Origin of the sequence: Pectobacterium brasiliense, assembly GCF_013449685.1 — a bacterium.
Taxonomy (GTDB): Bacteria; Pseudomonadota; Gammaproteobacteria; order Enterobacterales; family Enterobacteriaceae; genus Pectobacterium; species Pectobacterium brasiliense_A.
Window position 1 is genome coordinate 392 of sequence record NZ_JACDSF010000013.1, and the last position, 18,348, is coordinate 18,739.

The 18,348-nt window shown below is 53.7% G+C and carries 12 protein-coding genes; 9 read left to right on the top strand and 3 right to left on the bottom strand.

What is annotated here, in order from left to right; all coding sequences use genetic code 11:
- Both H0248_RS05370 and H0248_RS05375 read left to right on the top strand, forming a co-directional pair.
- Positions 1–2,526, top strand: a 2,526-nt coding sequence (locus H0248_RS05370; RefSeq protein WP_257981538.1) for a type I secretion C-terminal target domain-containing protein, incomplete at its 5' end; no start/stop codon positions are given.
- Between the two features lie 59 nt (positions 2,527–2,585).
- Positions 2,586–2,930 (top strand): tryptophan synthase subunit beta, encoded by a 345-nt coding sequence (locus H0248_RS05375; RefSeq protein ID WP_180785044.1) that lies wholly within the window; start codon positions 2,586–2,588, stop codon positions 2,928–2,930.
- Positions 2,931–3,081: 151 nt separating this feature from the next.
- On the opposite strand, the gene lapD is transcribed toward H0248_RS05375, so the two are convergent.
- Both lapD and lapG read right to left on the bottom strand, forming a co-directional pair.
- Complete coding sequence (gene lapD, locus H0248_RS05380) at positions 3,082–5,034, bottom strand: cyclic di-GMP receptor LapD (protein ID WP_180785045.1); 1,953 nt, start codon at positions 5,032–5,034, stop codon at positions 3,082–3,084.
- A 9-nt stretch (positions 5,035–5,043) separates the two neighbouring features.
- A complete protein-coding gene (lapG, locus tag H0248_RS05385; RefSeq protein WP_180785046.1) occupies positions 5,044–5,733 on the bottom strand; it encodes a cysteine protease LapG in 690 nt (229 codons plus the stop codon).
- A gap of 346 nt (positions 5,734–6,079) precedes the next feature.
- Between lapG and murQ the strand changes: the two genes are divergently transcribed.
- The 3 genes from murQ to tadA all read left to right on the top strand — a co-directional run bounded on the left by murQ (position 6,080) and on the right by tadA (position 8,274).
- Positions 6,080–7,006, top strand: coding sequence for an N-acetylmuramic acid 6-phosphate etherase (gene murQ, locus H0248_RS05390; protein WP_180785047.1), 927 nt, complete (start codon positions 6,080–6,082; stop codon positions 7,004–7,006).
- 31 nt (positions 7,007–7,037) lie between these two features.
- Entirely contained in the window at positions 7,038–7,676 is a 639-nt protein-coding gene (gene yfhb, locus H0248_RS05395) for a phosphatidylglycerophosphatase C (protein WP_180785048.1), read from the top strand.
- A 76-nt stretch (positions 7,677–7,752) separates the two neighbouring features.
- The gene (gene tadA / locus H0248_RS05400) at positions 7,753–8,274 is read left to right on the top strand and encodes a tRNA adenosine(34) deaminase TadA (protein WP_219608964.1); all 522 of its coding nucleotides are present in this window, start codon (positions 7,753–7,755) and stop codon (positions 8,272–8,274) included.
- Positions 8,275–8,427: 153 nt separating this feature from the next.
- Here tadA and mltF read toward each other — a convergent pair whose 3' ends face one another.
- Entirely contained in the window at positions 8,428–9,936 is a 1,509-nt protein-coding gene (gene mltF, locus H0248_RS05405; protein ID WP_180785050.1) for a membrane-bound lytic murein transglycosylase MltF, read from the bottom strand.
- Between the two features lie 216 nt (positions 9,937–10,152).
- Here mltF and purL point away from each other — a divergent pair, with 216 nt between their 5' ends.
- The 4 genes from purL (at position 10,153) to glrR (ending at position 18,319) form a co-directional block, all read left to right on the top strand.
- Entirely contained in the window at positions 10,153–14,040 is a 3,888-nt protein-coding gene (gene purL, locus H0248_RS05410) for a phosphoribosylformylglycinamidine synthase (protein ID WP_180785051.1), read from the top strand.
- Positions 14,041–14,744: 704 nt separating this feature from the next.
- Positions 14,745–16,181, top strand: a complete 1,437-nt coding sequence (locus H0248_RS05415; protein ID WP_180785052.1) for a sensor histidine kinase — start codon at positions 14,745–14,747, stop codon at positions 16,179–16,181.
- A 33-nt stretch (positions 16,182–16,214) separates the two neighbouring features.
- Entirely contained in the window at positions 16,215–16,985 is a 771-nt protein-coding gene (gene qseG / locus H0248_RS05420) for a two-component system QseEF-associated lipoprotein QseG (protein ID WP_180785053.1), read from the top strand.
- Positions 16,982–18,319: a two-component system response regulator GlrR gene (gene glrR, locus H0248_RS05425; RefSeq protein ID WP_180785054.1), complete on the top strand. Its 1,338-nt coding sequence runs from the start codon at positions 16,982–16,984 to the stop codon at positions 18,317–18,319. Before qseG ends, glrR begins: the two co-directional genes overlap by 4 nt.
- The last annotated feature ends 29 nt before the right edge of the window (positions 18,320–18,348 follow it).

Here is an 18,348-nt window from a genome sequence, read left to right on the forward strand (position 1 = left end):
GGTCAGACGATTGCGGTCACCGGTAAAGTCGGTAATGAAGTCAACGCGGGCGATGCGGTTACCGTTACCGTCGGCACGGAGACCTACCAGACGACGGTGAATGCCGATGGCAAAACCTGGAACGTGAATGTTCCCGGTTCTGTGCTGGCAGCGAATAGTGATGTGAGTGCCAGCGTGACCACGCGTGATGCGGCGGGGAACGCCACCACGGCGAATACCCATCATGCATACAGCGTGGATACGACCGCACCAGAAATTGATATTACGAATTTCGCGGGTAACGATGGCTACGTTAGCCAAAGTGAGTCGAAAAACACTCTGGTCAGCGGCACGAGTAACGAGAAGAGGGTCGATCTGGTCTTTACCGATGTGAATGGTAAGTCGGTTACGCTGCATGATGTGCCCGTGACGAACGGAAAATGGCAGACGAATGTCGATCTGAGTACGTTAGCGGAAGGCAAGATTACCGCAGGAGCGACGGCAACCGATGCGGCAGGTAATCAGGCGCATGATAACAGTCAGGTTATCATGGATATTACGCCGCCAGCCGCACACAACAACACGGTGTCTGGTACGGAAGACACGCCGCTGCACATTGGCTGGAGCGATCTAGGCGTATCGAGCGATACCACAAGCATCGTGATTTCGTCTCTGCCGCCTGCTGCCGCTGGCACGCTCTATTTTAATGATAACGGGAGTTGGAAAGCGGTCACGGTTGGGCAAACCTTTACCGCTGGCAACACCGATCTGCGCTTTACGCCAGTGGGTAATGTCTCTGGTGCGTCGCTGGGTGATATTGGTTATCGGCCTGTTGATGTCGCGGGTAACACCGGCGATAAAGCTGTGCTGCATATTGGCATAACACCGGTAGCCGATGCGCCAGTCGTGAGCCTGAACACCACCGCTGGTACCACAACGCCGACCTCTTCGGAAATCATCAAGGTGAATGGAGGAAGTGGGAAGTCCGGTGGGTTTGATGTGCAAGATGGGAAAATTGTTAAGATCGGCAGTGGCGTGCGCGTTTGGTTGACTGAGGGTGACACTGCGCCTACTGCTGCTAACCCTTCGGAACAAGTTAAGTATTACGGCAAAGATAACAACAATGGTAATCCTGGGGGATCGACAAGCTATGCTGACATTTTCGTAGTTCATTCAAAAAGTGGATGGTTTTATAGGCAGGCTGACTGGAGTGAAGCACAAAAACAGTATAACCAGCTTGATTCTGTCCACGGGAATAGTCAGTCACAGTCGAGTAACCCAGGTAAAGATTATATCTTTGTCCAAAAAGAAGAAGGCTTTACCTATAAGGCTGAAAACTCAACGAATAATAGAAATAATAACTTCAACACAATGGATGGTGTGAAAGTTACTTATTCTGATGGAAAGGGGCATTCAGGGTCTTTAATCAAGCAGGTCAGTAACCAGCTTGAAGGGGTGATCTACAGCGATGGTTCGACGTATACCGCCGGAAATAGTGCGACGGTGGACAAAGTACCTGGTCAGGTGGGAAAACAAACCTATGTTCTCGATGTTTCGGCAGCATTGACCGATCGTGACGGTAGTGAAACGTTGTCAGGGATTCGGTTGACGGGGATTCCAACGGGCACGGTGCTGACTGACCAGATTAATAACGTGAAGTATACCGTGGGTGCTGATGGTACCTACCTGATTCAAAATGCGCACAATGCCCAAACGCTGGCTGGGAAGATTACGCTTGAGGTGCCAGGCGATGCCGGTAAATTGAATGTTGTTGCACAGGCGACATCGACAGAAATGGGCAACCACGATACGGCAACGGGTTATTCGGCGGAAGTCGCTGAGCAATATGGATTGAGTGTCGGTGCGGCAGGTAACGATACGATATCCGGCACATATAATGATGATGTGCTGTTTGGCGATGTCGTGTCGTTCCCTAATATCGACGGCAACGGAATCACCGCCTTGCAGAACTACATCGGCAAGCAGTTAGGTATGCAAACCGGCGTGCCGACAGCCAAAGATATGCATAGCTATATTGCCACGCACAGCGCGGAATTTGATTTGTCATCGGCGAAAGATGGTAATGACATACTCAATGGCGGCGACGGAGATGATATTCTCTTCGGCCAGGGAGGAAATGACACCCTCTATGGCGGAGCGGGGAATGACCTGCTTTACGGCGGCAGCGGAGACGACATCTTGATTGGCGGTGCGGGGGGCGATACGCTCATCGGCGGAGCGGGTGCGGATACCTTTAAGTGGCAGGCTGGCGATATCGGCAACGATGTGATCAAAGACTTCAATGCCAAAGAAGGTGACCGGATTGATTTAAGCGATCTGGTTGGCGAACTGGAGGAAGGCACCGACATCAGCCGCTATATTCGCATCACCGATAATCATGGTTCACCGACGATTGAAGTGAGCACTGCGGGGAACTTTACGGCGGATAAAGGCGGAACGGTTGCAGTGTCGATTACGTTGGAACACTATAACGGTGCATTGCCGTCGCTTGAAAGTCTGGTCAGCAAGCCAGAACCGTCTAGCTGACGAAAAGGGGGAGCCTGCACAGCTCCCTTTTTTATCAAAAACTTAAAAGGTCTCCGAACATGTTTTATATCCAGCGCGACAGTGATGGCCACCTGATTAAGGTAGAAAAGAGCCCTTTTCCTGAAATGAACGGCGAACTGTCCGATGATTCGCGTGAGGTGCAGGCCTGGTTCCGCAGTCATCAGGCCGCGATGTCCAGTCTCCAGCAACTGCGGCAAAGCGATCTGGAAATGGTGCGTGTGCTGGAGGATTTAATTCAGGTTTTGATTCAGAAAGGCGTGGTCAGCATTACCGATTTCCCTCAGGCGGCACAGCTGAAGTTGATCAACCGTGCGCAGGCGCGTGAAGCCTTGAATGGCGGGTTGAACAAGCTGATTGGCGACGATGAAGAGACCATGTTTTAAAGACTCACTGTTTTAAAAACATAACACTTTAAAGACATAATGCTTTGAAGAAGAAATCATCCCTTAACGTCCCGTTCAGCCGTTTCCGGCTTCTCACTATCGTACTGAGAAGCCGGGGTCGTTAAACGCCGTTAGCCAAAATGATGTGGTATCAGATTCTCACCGCTGGCACCGGTTCACCCAGCACCCGTCCCATCGCGCCCTGTAATCCCATCTCCTGAAGCACTTTCAGCTCACCTGCGGTTTCAACACGTTCGGCGATAAGCGGCAGGGCAATACTGTTGGTGGCGCGATACAGCGCTTCGATAAACATTTGTTTATCGTCTTCCTGATCGATGTTGCGGATGTAGCTGCCATCGACTTTCAGGTAAGCCAGACCCCATTGCGACAGGTTGCCGATCATATTAAAGCGCCCGCCAAAATGCTGTAGCCCTAGCGCACAGCCATGTTCATTCAGTAGCTTGATTAAAGCTTCCAACTGTGCACTGTCTGGCAATTGGTTCTCATCCAGCTCCAGAATCAGTCGTCTGGCGACGTCAGGCTGATGCTTTAATGGAGCAAGCAGATCGGCGAGCAGATGAAGATTCAGAACCGTGGTGCCGGACAGGCTCAGTGCCAGATTGCCGTCGTGCTGGCGAAGATAGTCCAGCACTTCGCGCAGCATGGTCTGATCCAGACGGGTATCCCAACCAAATCGTTGGATCCACGGCAGGAAGCGACCTGCGGCGATACTGTTCCCTTGCTCATCCTGAATGCGCGCCAGAACCTTATGATGCAGCACCTGGCTGGGATCGTCACAGGAGACGACCGGTTGCAGGAAAAGCTGCAAGCGTTCCTGTTCCAAAATGGGATCGAGCAGGTTAAACCATCTATGGCGATCGGTTTCGACCTGTTCGGCACTGGCGGACGGTATGTCGTGAGGCGCGGTGCTATCGGTATTGCTTTCGGCTCGCGTGAGCACCTGATCGCCCTGAATAAACAGGGATTGCGCGGTGTCTCCGGGGCGGAAAGGCACCATGCCGAATTGGGCGACAGGGGAGACATCGGTTTCGCCTGTCAGATACAACGTTTCGATGTTGCGCGTCAGCTCGCCAATCAGCGCATAGGCTTCTTTATCGACCAACCCCGGGCAAAACAGCGCAAATTCCCCGCCTCGGATACGGGCCAGAAGACTTTCTGCATGGGTATGTTGCTTTTGCATGTTACGCAGAATATGCCCGACGGAAGCTAATAGCGCATCGGTGCGCTGGCCGCCCAGCCGCTGATTCATCCCCGCCAGATCCTGAACGCGAATCATAATAAGGAAGCCGGGGGCGGTTTCTTCGTCGGCTAGCTTGTCGTTGAACTGCATGTCAAACGCGCGACGGTTATGCAATCCGGTTTGAGGATCCTGATAGGCGTCCTGACGTAAGCGTTCGCTCCGTTCCGCTTCCTCTTCAAACAGCGTTTTGAGCTTGCTGACCATCAGGTTCATCGCCTGTGCAACACGGCGAAACTCGGGCGTATTGGGCAAATCCGGCTGGCTAAGGAATTCACGACGGGTAATGGCCAGCGACTGATCGACAATATAATCAAGCGGACGCAGCTGGCGGCGCAGGAACAGCGCGCCGAGGAGTACGCCCAGCGTGCCGCAGCCAAGCAGCCACAGGAAGGTGGCCGTGCTGCTGCGCCACAAACGGGTGACTGCGAACATCGGATGGCTGACGACTTCGACTTTTGCCGCCTGTTCCCAGCCGCGCATCACGATGGCTTCGCCCGCACCGGGTTGCAGGTTCACTAACTGAACAAACCAGCGCGGTACGTCAGGGATATCCGGCGAGGCGGTGCGTTCCAGCGTGACGCTGCCGGTTTTTAAATCCCGCACGCGGATACTGGAAAAGTAGCCGCTGTCGAAAATCGAGCTGACCATCAGTTCCACCATTGCCGAGTCATCGATATTCGGCGTCAGGGAAAGCCCCAATGCGGTAGCGGCATCCTGCGCGTGAGAGTGAAGCTGGTTATTGTACTGTTCACGCGAATTTTCCAGGCTGACGAAAAAGCTCCCACTGAAAATGATTAGCACAAACAGGCAGATGGCTATCAGTAATTGTTTGTATAGAGACATAGCCTACCCTTACTCCTCAATTGAAAACCCTTCGGCACGCATTTTAGTTAATACATCCTGCCAGCGTGAAAGTCGTTTACTGTCACCGACGCGTTTGTTGCTGCCGCTGGCGCCGGGCAGCCAGAGGCCTCCGCCATTAAAGGCATACACCGGAACTAAATCAGTGCGCTCTGTCGCGGGTTGGATCTTGTCGGTCAGATTGTCCAGCACCAGCGGAATCGAGGTTGGCGTGGGATAATAGGTGACCACCATATGCGCTTTATTCAGACGCAGGGCTTTAACATAGGTAATACGTAATTTGTCCGCCGGGACGCCTAAATGACGCAGCGTAAAATACTTGGCGAGCGCATAGTCTTCGCAGTCTCCTGCACCTTTGCGCAACGCTTCAATCGGCGTAGCCCAGTAATCTTCCTGATTCCAGACGACAATATCATCGCGAAACAGCATACGGTCATTGAAAAATTGGTTCACGCTACTCAGCAGAGCCTTTTCCTCTTTGTTGAGGGAAGTAGCCAAGAGCGTCTGCCATTCATCTATTCGGCGGCGAGCGTCGGGCGTTGCCGGGCCATAAAGCTGCTCGGTTCGCTGATTAATGGTAATAAAATCCCAGTCCGCGCGCAGGGAACCCGCCAGCAGAAACAGCAGACAGCTAATCAAGAAAAGCGTGTAACTGGAGAGTCTGAACCCGAGGAGTCGCACTGAGGTTTCTCTGTTTACCTTGCGAGATGAATGTGGAGGGGTAATTCGATGCAGAATAGCGTACTTTCACAGCTCTCAAAAGCATATATACCCCAAATAATTCGAGTTTCAGGAAGGCGGCAAGAGAAGGAATCCCGATGNNAGGTAAGTGATTCGGGTGACTGACAAATTTGCCAGAGGCAGATTTGAACGCTGCTTGCAGCGACCCCAACGGGGCGAGGTCCACGTGAGTGGGCCGAGTAGCGCAGCCAACGCACATGCAACTTGAAGTATGACGGGTATAGTGGTGAAAATGGTTGTTTGTCATAGGCGTGCAAAACGCTGATATAAGGCATGAGGTAGCAGAATGCGTTCAGATGTGATGGATGGAGAGAACCTTAATTTAGGGACGCTGGTTTCCGAAACTCGGAATCCGGCGACGATGGCGCTGGATCAGCTCTCTACGCTGGAGATGATGCACGCGTTTAATCAGGAAGATCGGAAAGTGCCCGAAGCCATTGCGCAGGTTTTACCTGCGATTGCCGAGACTGTCGATCTGGCAACGGCCTCGTTTCAGGAGGGCGGGCGGCTAATCTATCTGGGCGCGGGGACCAGCGGCCGTTTGGGCGTACTGGATGCCTCCGAGTGTCCGCCGACGTTTGGCGTGCCACACGGGCTAGTTATCGGCTTGATCGCTGGCGGGCCGGGCGCGTTGCTTAAGGCGGTTGAAGGGGCGGAAGACGACCCTGCACTCGGTGAGGCGGATTTAAAAGCGCTGGATGTCACCGCGGCGGATATGGTTGTCGGCCTTGCGGCATCAGGCCGGACGCCGTATGTGATTGGCGCATTGCGCTATGCGCGTGACGTTGGCTGCCGGACGGCGGCGATCTCCTGTAATCCGCATTCACCCATCGCACTGGAAGCACAGGTGGCGATTTCTCCGGTAGTTGGCCCGGAAGCGTTAACGGGGTCGACGCGCTTGAAGTCGGGAACGGCGCAAAAACTCGTCCTGAATATGATTTCTACCGGCGTAATGGTTAAGCTGGGAAAGGTGTACCAGAATTTGATGGTCGATGTGAAGGCAACCAACGTGAAGCTGTTGGACCGGGCTTGCCGCATTGTGGTTGAAGCGACGGGTGCCGAGCGGGAAAAGGCGCGGCAGGCGTTGGTGCAGGCGGATAATGAGGTTAAGCCTGCAATTCTGATGCTTCTGGCTAATATTGACGTGGCAGCGGCGCGTGAGCGCCTGAAAAAACACAACGGTTATCTGCGTGAGGCGCTGATTGGTGGATAAAATTATCTTGGTGTAAGTCGGGAGAAATGTTTTGAGTGATAAGCGAGAGCAACGCATTGTTTTTTTTGATCTGGATGGCACGTTGCATCAGCAGGACATGTTTGGCAGCTTTTTGCGCTTTTTACTTCGTCGGCTGCCGTTAAATCTCGTTCTGGTTATCCCGCTATTACCTCTTATCGGGCTGGGGCTACTGATTCGCGGTCGCGCGGCCCGGTTGCCGATGAGCTGGCTGCTGTGGGCGATTACGTTTGGGCGTGATGAAGACGAGCTGGTTCAACTGGAAAAGCAGTTTGTCGGTGCGTTTCGTCATGATGTCATTCCATTTCCGCAGGTTCAGCAGCGGCTGAAAACCTATCTTGAAGACAGTGATGCACAGGTCTGGCTGGTGACGGGATCGCCGCAGCGGCTGGTGGAACAGGTCTATCATGATTCGCCTTTTCTGCCCGGCGTTCGCCTGATGGGAAGCCAGATTACGCGCCGCTACGGCGGCTGGGTATTAACGCTGCGTTGTCTCGGACATGAAAAAGTGGCACAGATGGAGCAGCGTCTCGGCGCGCCGCTCAAGCTCTACAGCGGTTACAGCGACAGCAAACAGGACAACCCGCTGCTCTATTTTTGCGAACACCGCTGGCGAGTCACCCCCGAAGGTAGCCTGCAACAGCTGGAATGATTTTTTCATCCTTTCATCTGATTTTTCATCTCTTCATCTAGGTATAATGCGCCGCCAAAATATGAATGTTCGGGAGATGAGCGTGGTTAACCTGCGTAACGATGAATACTGGATGCGCCATGCATTAATGCTGGCTCAGCGCGCTCAGGATGAAGGCGAAGTGCCGGTTGGTGCGGTGCTGGTGCTGGATAACGAGGCCATCGGCGAAGGGTGGAACCGGCCGATTGGACATCACGATCCTACCGCGCACGCTGAGATTATGGCGTTACGGCAGGGAGGGCAAGTGTTGCAGAATTACCGCCTGCTAGAGACAACGCTGTACGTCACGCTGGAGCCGTGCATCATGTGTGCGGGTGCGATGATACACAGCCGTATTGGCCGTCTGGTTTATGGCGCGTCAGATGAGAAAACGGGAGCGGCGGGGTCGCTGGTGGATATTCTGCGTCATCCCGGAATGAATCATCAGATCGTGATTGAGTCCGGCATTCTGGCTGATGAATGTTCCGCAACGCTCAGCACGTTCTTTCGTCTGCGTCGTGAACAGCATAAAGCCCGTCGGGCGGCAGAAAAAAACGAGAAAAACGCCGCGCAGGAATAGCGTAACGCCGATCTTTTAGAATCGAGATACACCGAGCTACCACGTGGTGAGGTGTCCCTGCGGGAACCTCATCCCCGTGTTTCTTCTAAAATGAGGCTGACGTGACCAGCCCGAGCGCAGGAGTTGCAGCGTTTTTTCTTTCTCTATGTAGGCTTATTCCGGCACCTTGCTGAGAGGCACGGCCGGATAGCCTTGGGCGATCTGGGTCTGCTGTTGCGCTTTAGCTTCTTTCTCGATCAGGTAACCTTCCAGACTCACCATATAACGTCGAATGTTTTCCACGTAGTTATAGGCTTCGTGCCCGCGCGCGTAGCCGTAGGTGGTTTGCGTGTAATAGCGCTTCTGACTCAGCATCGGCAGGCGCATTTTCACATCGACCCAGCTGTCGGGGTTACCTTTCTGTTTTTCGGTCAATTTACGCGCATCAAGCAGATGAGCGTATCCCATGTTGTAAGACGCCAGAGCAAACCAGATTTTTTCATCTTCCGGGATGGTGTCCGGCATTTTCTGCATCATGTGCGACATATATTGTGCACCGCCGCGAATACTTTGCTCAGGGTCGACGCGATCGGTGACGTTCAGGCTTTCTGCCGTGTTGCGCGTGAGCATCATCAGCCCGCGCACGCCGGTAGGGGAGGTCGCCAGCGGGTTCCAGTGTGACTCCTGATAGGAGATGGCGGCCAGCAGCTTCCAGTCGATATCGGTGGCGTATTTTTCAAACAGCGGTCGCAGATCCGGCAGCGTTTCATCAATCGCGCTCAGGAACGTGGTGGTATCGACATAGTCAAATTCGCCAACATGGCCGAGATACTTCTCCTCCAGACGCGCGAGCGTACCGTCTTCCACAATCTGGCTGAAGAAATCCAGCAGTGCGGCGGACAGGCTGTCATCGTGTGAACGGCGCATGTACCAGGTAACCGGCTCTTCGTCGCTGAGATCGAAGGCGACGGCAAGCTGCGGATGAATTCGCTGCATCAGGCCGATGGTGACCGAATCACCCAGCGTATAGTCCAGTTTGCCGTCGGCAACCTGCTTCAATAATTCCTGTGTGCTCTGATCGGAGGCCGATACCCAGCTTAGCTGCGGGTATTTCTCCGCTTTTAGATCGCGTAGGGTAGCGGCATGGGCGGAACCGGATGTGACGACGAGGCGGCCTTGCAGTTTATCCAGCGTTTTTGGACGGGGTGAGCCGAGGCGGTACACCATCTGTTGTGAAATTGAATAGTAGGTTGGGCCGGTGCGGAAACGTTCCAGACGCTCGTGGTTGTAGATCAGCCCAGCAGCCAACAGGTCGGCATCGTCACCGTCTAAATCGTCGAACAGCTCGTCAAGATTCTTGCGTGACGAGACCACCAGCTTGACGCCGAGGTAATCGGCGAACCGTTTTGCCAGTTCATAGTCTAGACCTGTAGGGGATCCGTTGCTCGTTGCATAGGTCAGTGGTGAGTTGACCGTGCTGATACGTAACTCACCGCGTGAGAGGATCTGCCTGAGCTGTACATCCTGACTACTGCGCCAGGGAATACTAGGCCATAGCGCTAACGCCAGCAGTAACGTGATAATCCCGATGAAAAAATAATTTAATTTTAACGGCTTCAAATAGTTATCTCTCGGCGGCCGTATGGCCAGGCTGTCTGTAACGGCAGTTTTTTTATACGTCATTTCCCAGAGTGGGGGCATTTTGCTTAACAAACCGCCAGTGTGCAACTTTTATTGATTTGGTCACCGATTAATCATTCGTCGGACGCGAAGTGAAATTATCGCCACGCAAACGGTTTCGTCCGAGGGAAGGATTCTCTATAATATGCGTGTTTCCCCCCTGTTGTGCCCCATGGCTGTATCGCAGCCAGTGCATCGAAGACGAGAGAACTTTAGATTATGGAAATACTGCGTGGTTCACCTGCTTTATCGGCTTTTCGTATTAATAAATTGCTGGCCCGCTGCAAAGAGCACGTTTTGCCGGTCAGCGATATCTATGCTGAATACGTACATTTCGCCGATGTCAGCGCCCCGTTGAACAACGATGAACAGGCCAAACTGACACGTTTGCTGAAGTATGGTCCTTCTCTCGCGGAGCACGAGCCGCAAGGCCATCTGTTACTGGTCACGCCGCGTCCCGGCACCATTTCACCGTGGTCTTCCAAAGCAACGGATATCGCCCATAACTGTGGGTTAAGCAAAGTACTGCGTCTGGAACGTGGTCTGGCTTTCTATATTCATGCGCCTACGCTGAGCGATGAACAGTGGCAGCAACTGGGGGCACTGCTGCATGACCGAATGATGGAAAGCGTATTTAGCGACCTGAAACAGGCCGAAGCGTTGTTCTCTCATCATCAACCAGCCCCTTTCAAGCGCATCGAAATTCTGCTGCAAGGACGTCAGGCACTGGAAGAGGCGAACGTCCGTCTGGGACTGGCATTGGCAGAAGATGAAATTGACTATCTGCTGGAAGCCTTCACCAAACTGGGCCGCAATCCTAACGATATCGAACTGTATATGTTCGCCCAGGCGAACTCTGAACACTGCCGCCACAAGATTTTCAACGCTGATTGGGTGATCGACGGCGTTACTCAGCCGAAGTCACTGTTCAAAATGATCAAAAACACCTTTGAACACACGCCCGATCACGTTCTCTCTGCCTATAAAGATAACGCCGCCGTCATGGAAGGTTCCGCCGTCGGCCGTTTCTACACCGATCCGAACGGGCAATACACTTACCATCAGGAAGACGCCCATATCCTGATGAAGGTTGAAACGCATAACCATCCAACCGCCATTTCACCGTGGCCGGGCGCAGCAACGGGATCCGGTGGTGAAATCCGTGACGAAGGCGCGACAGGCCGTGGCTCCAAGCCGAAAGCGGGTCTGGTGGGCTTCTCTGTATCGAACCTGCGCATTCCTGGCTTTGTTCAGCCGTGGGAAGAAGAAGAGTTCGGCAAGCCAGATCGTATTGTCAGCGCGTTGGATATCATGACCGAAGGCCCATTGGGCGGTGCGGCATTCAATAACGAATTCGGCCGTCCTGCACTGACGGGCTATTTCCGTACGTATGAAGAGCGTGTTGATAGCCACAATGGCACAGAGCTGCGCGGCTACCATAAACCGATCATGCTGGCGGGCGGCATTGGTAACATCCGCGCCGATCACGTCAAAAAAGGCGAAATTAGCGTCGGTGCCAAACTGATTGTACTGGGCGGACCGTCCATGAATATCGGTCTGGGCGGTGGTGCAGCCTCCTCTATGGCATCGGGTCAGTCTGATGCGGATCTGGATTTTGCTTCTGTACAGCGCGATAACCCAGAAATGGAGCGCCGCTGTCAGGAAGTGATCGATCGCTGCTGGCAATTGGGTGAAGCCAACCCGATTCTGTTCATCCACGATGTCGGCGCGGGCGGTCTGTCTAACGCGATGCCGGAACTGGTGAGCGACGGTGGTCGCGGTGGTCGCTTTGAACTGCGCGATATTCTGAACGACGAGCCGGGCATGAGCCCGCTGGAAGTCTGGTGTAACGAATCGCAGGAGCGCTATGTTCTGGCCGTTGCGCCAGAACAGCTGGCACAGTTTGATGAAATTTGTCGTCGCGAACGCGCACCTTATGCGGTGATTGGTGAGGCGACGGAAGAATTGCATCTGACGATGAACGATCGTCACTTCAACAACCAGCCTATCGATCTACCACTGGATGTGCTGCTGGGCAAAACGCCGAAGATGCTGCGTGACGTTGAACGCAAGCAGGTAGAAGGCACGCCGCTACAGCGTGATGAAATCTATTTGGCAGAAGCGGTCGAGCGCGTACTGCACTTACCTGTTGTCGCGGAAAAAACCTTCCTGATCACCATCGGTGACCGCTCTGTTACCGGTATGGTAGCCCGCGATCAGATGGTCGGTCCGTGGCAGGTGCCGGTGGCTGACTGTGCGGTGACCACCGCCAGCCTTGATAGCTATTACGGCGAGGCCATGTCTATCGGTGAACGTGCGCCAGTCGCGCTGCGTAACTTCGCCGCCTCCGCGCGTTTGGCGGTGGGTGAGGCGCTGACGAACATTGCGGCTACGCATATCGGCCCGCTGACTCGCGTGAAGTTGTCTGCGAACTGGATGGCAGCAGCAGGGCATCCGGGCGAAGATGCCGGACTGTACGAGGCGGTGAAAGCCGTGGGTGAGGAACTGTGTCCAGCGCTGGGTCTGACGATTCCGGTGGGTAAAGACTCCATGTCGATGAAAACCCGCTGGCAGGAAGAGGGCGAAGATCGTGCGGTCACCTCGCCGATGTCGCTAGTGATCTCTGCGTTTGCCCGCGTGGAAGACGTGCGTAACACGGTAACGCCACAGCTGCGTATCGGACAGGATAATGCGCTGCTGCTCATCGATTTGGGTGCAGGCAATAAAGCGCTGGGTGCGACGGCGCTGGCGCAGGTTTATCGCCAACTGGGTCGTAAGACAGCAGATGTGCATAGCCCTGAGCAGTTGGCTGGCTTCTTTAATGCCATGCAGCAACTGGTCGCGGATAAAGCGCTTCTGGCCTACCACGACCGTTCAGACGGCGGCCTGCTGGTTACGCTGGTAGAGATGGCGTTTGCTGGCCATTGCGGCGTGACTGTCGATATCGCGTCTCAGGGTGAGGATACGCTGGCGACGCTGTTTAACGAAGAGCTTGGCGCAGTAATCCAGATCCCTGCGGCACGTCGTGCGGAAGTGGAAGCGGTTCTGGCACTGCATGGTCTGGCAGATTGTGTGCATTATCTCGGTCATGCTGAAGAAGGCACCCGCTTCACCATCAATCAGGGTGCAGAAGCGATCTATCAGGAAAGCCGTTCAACGCTGCGTCGCTGGTGGGCTGAAACCAGCTGGCAGATGCAGCGCCTGCGTGATAACCCGCAGTGTGCCGATCAGGAACACATCGCCAGACAGGATGATAACGATCCCGGCCTTAACGTGTCGCTGACCTTCAATCCGCAGGAAGATATCGCCGCGCCTTACATTGCTAAGAATGTCCGGCCTAAAGTGGCAGTCCTGCGTGAGCAGGGTGTGAACTCTCATGTAGAAATGGCGGCGGCGTTCCACCGTGCGGGCTTTGATGCCATCGACATCCATATGAGTGACCTGCTGGCGAATCGCCGCAACTTGCAGGATTTCCAGGCGCTGGTTGCGTGTGGCGGCTTCTCTTATGGTGACGTGCTGGGCGCGGGTGAAGGCTGGGCTAAATCCATTCTGTTCAACTCTCGCGTACGCGATGAATTCGCTGAATTCTTCCTGCGTCCACATACGCTGGCGCTAGGCGTATGTAACGGTTGCCAGATGATGTCCAACCTGCGTGAGCTGATTCCGGGCGCCGATCTCTGGCCGCGTTTTGTCCGCAATAAATCCGATCGCTTTGAAGCGCGCTTCAGCCTGGTCGAAGTGGAGAAAAGCCCGTCGCTGTTCATGAATGACATGGCTGGATCGCGCATGCCGATTGCCGTTTCACACGGAGAAGGTCAGGTTGAAGTTCGCGACGATGCCCATCTGGCGGCGATTGAAGAACACGGTCTGGTAGCGCTGCGTTATATCAACCACTATGGTCAGGTCACTGAGAACTATCCGGCTAACCCGAATGGCTCGCCAAACGGTATTACGGCAGTCACCAGCACCAGCGGTCGGGCAACGGTCATGATGCCGCACCCTGAGCGCGTGTTCCGTACTGTCAGTAACTCCTGGCACCCGGAAGAATGGGGCGAGGATGGCCCGTGGATGCGTATGTTCCGCAATGCGCGTAGACAGCTGGGCTAAGTTTAGGTCAGTCAGAGAAAGGGGCTTCGGCCCCTTTTTTACGTCTGTTTTCTCAGCTTGTCGTTTTTTTGCGACGGACAGGCTTTTTACTGTCTCTAATTGGTGACATTTAACTGTTTGATTTATATGAGTGGTGTGATGGCATCATAAAGCTGTCTGTTTTTAGCGACATAAATCGTCTCTTTTGCGCGTATTTTCGTTATTTGTATTCTGGGTTATGTATTTCTCGACGATGTTTTAAATTAAATTGATTAATAATCAGTGGTTTATTTTTTATATTAAAGTTTGGCATGATAAGTGCTTAATAAATGGAGTTGCTCATTCAACTGGTTATGATTGCGTTGCTAACTGGCAAACATTTTCGCTCATAACATCTGGAATGATGCCAAAAGAAAGGGTGCCTATCGTCCACCAGACCGATAATCGGGCGTGAAAACGAACGTTATCAAGCATCGGGCGACACGTTGAGTGAGGCACCGCCTATTTAGTTACGCGGCCAGAGGGAGCGATTCTTCTGGCCGCGTGACGTTTTAACCCCGCCACCTCTCCCCAGAGAATCCCCCTGATTGTTTTTACGGCGTTACTTTTGCCGTCCTTACCGTGGTATTCATGCCACATTGCGAAGCGTTGCGCATGTCGTAAGGGAAAACGTTGAACTTTTATAAGACTCAGTTAGCATCAGAGCGGATTCGATAGGTAACGAGATGATTTCTTTGAAACGATGGCGTTTGTTCCCGCGTTCCCTGCGGCAATTAGTAATTATGGCGTTCTTGCTGGTTTTGCTGCCGCTGTTGGTGCTGGCCTATCAGGCTTATCAAAGCCTGAACATGCTGAGCGAACAGGCTGCGGATATTAACCGAACAACGCTGACGGATGCTCGGCGCAGCGAGGCAATGACCAGCGTCGCGCTGGCGATGGAGCGTAGCTACCGGCAATACTGCGTATTGGACGATCAGACGCTGGCGACGCTCTATCAGAACCAGCGTAAACAGTATTTGCAAATGCTGGATTCTCACGCGCAGGTTCTGCCCGATCCCCGCTATTACCAGACACTACGTCAACTCCTTACTCAGCTCGGCGAAATACGCTGCCATAACAGCGGCCCGGAACAAACGGCATCTAGCCTACTGGAAGGGTTCTCCCGCGCGAATGGACAGATGGTGCAGGTCACGCGTGATGTCGTTTTCTCCCGTGGGCAGCAGCTTCAGCAGGCTATTTCCGAACGTGGTCAGTTCTTTGGCTGGCAGGCGCTGCTCTTATTTCTGGTCAGTGTGCTGCTGGTAGCTCTCTTTACTCGGATGATTATCGGCCCCGTTAATGGTGTCGAGCGAATGATTAACCGCCTAGGGGAAGGGCGCTCGCTGGGCAACACCAGCACCTTTAAAGGGCCGCGTGAAATTCGGACGCTGGCGCAGCGCATTATCTGGTTGAGCGAGCGTCTGTCCTGGCTCGAATCACAGCGACATGAGTTTTTACGCCATATCTCCCACGAATTGAAAACACCGCTGGCTAGCCTGCGGGAAGGCACTGAATTGCTGGCCGATGAGGTGGTTGGTCCGCTGACTACCGATCAGAAAGAGGTGGTTGCTATTCTTGATAGCAGCAGTCGCCACCTGCTACAGCTGATCGATCAACTGCTGGACTACAATCGCAAGCTGGCGGATACGCCGACCGAACTGGAACGGGTGGAAATCGAAGAAATCGTCGATATTGTCGTGGCCTCTCATAGCTTGCCTGCCCGCGCCAAACTGATTCATACCGATGTGACGCTGGCCGTTGAGCACTGTTGGGCAGAGACGACGCTATTGATGCGAGTGATCGATAATCTCTATTCCAATGCGGTGCACTACGGTAAGGAATCCGGTAACATTTGGATTTATAGCCGTCAGATTGGCAATCGCGTTCAGATTGATGTCGCCAACACTGGTACGCCTATTCCCGATGCAGAACGGAGCATGATTTTTGAGCCCTTTTATCAGGGCAGCCATCAGCGCCGTGGTGCAGTAAAAGGAAGCGGGCTGGGGTTGAGCATCGCGCGTGATTGCATTCGTCGTATGCGTGGTGAGCTTAGCCTGATTACCGTGGATTATGCTGATGTGTGTTTCCGCATCGAGCTGCCGTTATTGTCTGATAACGAATAGCCCGATAACGAATAATCCGAGAATGAATAGAGAATGAATGTAGGATTTATGAAGGGATGGCTGGCGAGTAGACGATTTTCCCGTCTGTTGAAAGTGGTGATCATGTCGTCACCGCTCGTTTTGTCTGCGTGTAACAGCCATGTGAGCGGCGGCACGGCGTTGCTAGAGGCAGAGGTGATACCGCCGAAAGAGCAGGTTGCCGATTTCCGTATCGCGCAATGCGAGCATCTGTGGCAGATAGACGATCGTGAATCCATGAACAACGCACTTTACTGGTTGCGGGCGATGGACTGTGCTGGGCGTCTAACACAATTCCAAGCTCGTGAGGAAGCTGAGCACGTTGCGGGTGATAGCTGGGATAGCGTATTTAAGCAGGGCATTCTGCTGGATAATGCTGGTATTACTCAGGTCGAGCGGCGTCAGGTGTTGGAACAGATCAATTTATATCGTCTGGCTTTCCCAGCGGCGCTGCGCCCGCTGATGCAAACCTGGCGTGACAGACAAACGTTGTTCCTAGCGCTATCGGATGAGCGTCTGCGCTATAAGCGCTTGCAGGAATCCAGCGACAAGCAGCTAGACGTCCTACGTGTACAGCAAAATCACTTGCAATATCAGTTAGAAACCACCACGCAGAAACTAGAAAATCTGACAGACATTGAGCGTCAACTGTCGTCTCGTAAACAGCTGTCGGGGGAAATGCCGGATAACGACGGCGATCGTCGTGGTAGTTCCGGTGCGAATAGTGGTAGTACAAATAAAGACGCTTCGCGCAATTCGTCAACGAAGGAGTCAACAAGACAATGACAGCCCGAAAAACGGCGAATTTGTTGCTCGTAGATGATGACCCCAGCCTGCTGAAACTGTTGGGCATGCGACTGACCAGCGAAGGATTTAGCGTGATGACAGCGGAGAGCGGCCAAGAGGCGCTGCGGCTGTTAACGCGCGAGACGTTCGATCTGGTGATCAGCGATCTTCGTATGGATGAAATGGATGGCATGGCGCTGTTTGCCGAAATTCAGCGCTATCAGCCGGGGATGCCGGTGATCATTTTAACCGCTCACGGTTCCATTCCCGATGCGGTTGCGGCTACGCAGCAGGGGGTGTTCAGCTTCCTGACGAAGCCCGTTGACCGTGATGCGCTCTATAAAGCGATAGACGAAGCGTTAGCATTGTCTGCCCCAGCGGGGGATGAAAGCTGGCGTGAAACTATCGTGACGCGCAGCCCGATTATGCTGCGTCTGCTGGAGCAGGCCAGAATGGTCGCGCAGTCGGACGTCAGTGTGCTGATTAATGGTCAGAGCGGCACCGGGAAAGAGGTGCTGGCTCAGGCGATTCATGCGGCGAGCCCGCGTGCGAAGAAAGCCTTCATTGCCATTAACTGTGGTGCGCTGCCGGAGCCATTGCTGGAATCGGAGCTGTTTGGCCATGCGAAAGGGGCTTTTACCGGCGCAGTCAGCAGCCGTGAAGGGCTTTTTCAGGCGGCGGAAGGCGGCACGCTGTTTTTAGATGAAATCGGCGATATGCCGCTGTCCTTACAGGTTAAGCTGCTGCGCGTTCTGCAGGAGCGAAAAGTCCGTCCGCTGGGTAGTAACCGCGATTTGGACATTGACGTGCGGATTATTTCCGCCACTCATCGTGATTTGCCGAAGGCGATGGAGAAGAACGAATTTCGTGAGGATCTCTATTATCGGCTCAACGTGGTGAATATGAAGCTGCCCGCGCTGCATGAACGTGCTGAAGATATCCCGATGCTGGCAAACCATCTGCTGCGTGAATCTGCTAATCGCCACAAGCCTTTTGTGCGCACCTTCTCAACCGATGCGATGAAGCGCTTGATGACGGCAAGCTGGCCGGGTAACGTGCGTCAACTGGTGAATGTCATCGAACAGTGTGTCGCGCTGACCACCGCACCAGTGATCAGCGATGCGCTGGTTGAACAAGCGCTGGAAGGTGAAAATACCGCCCTGCCAACGTTTGTTGAAGCGCGTCATCAGTTTGAGCTTAACTATTTGCGGAAACTATTACAGATCGCAAAAGGTAACGTGACGCAGGCCGCGCGAATGGCCGGGCGTAACCGAACGGAATTTTATAAACTGTTGGGCCGCCATGAGCTGGATGCCAACGATTTTAAAGACTAGCGCTGAGAAAGCCGTGCGGGTGTAGATTG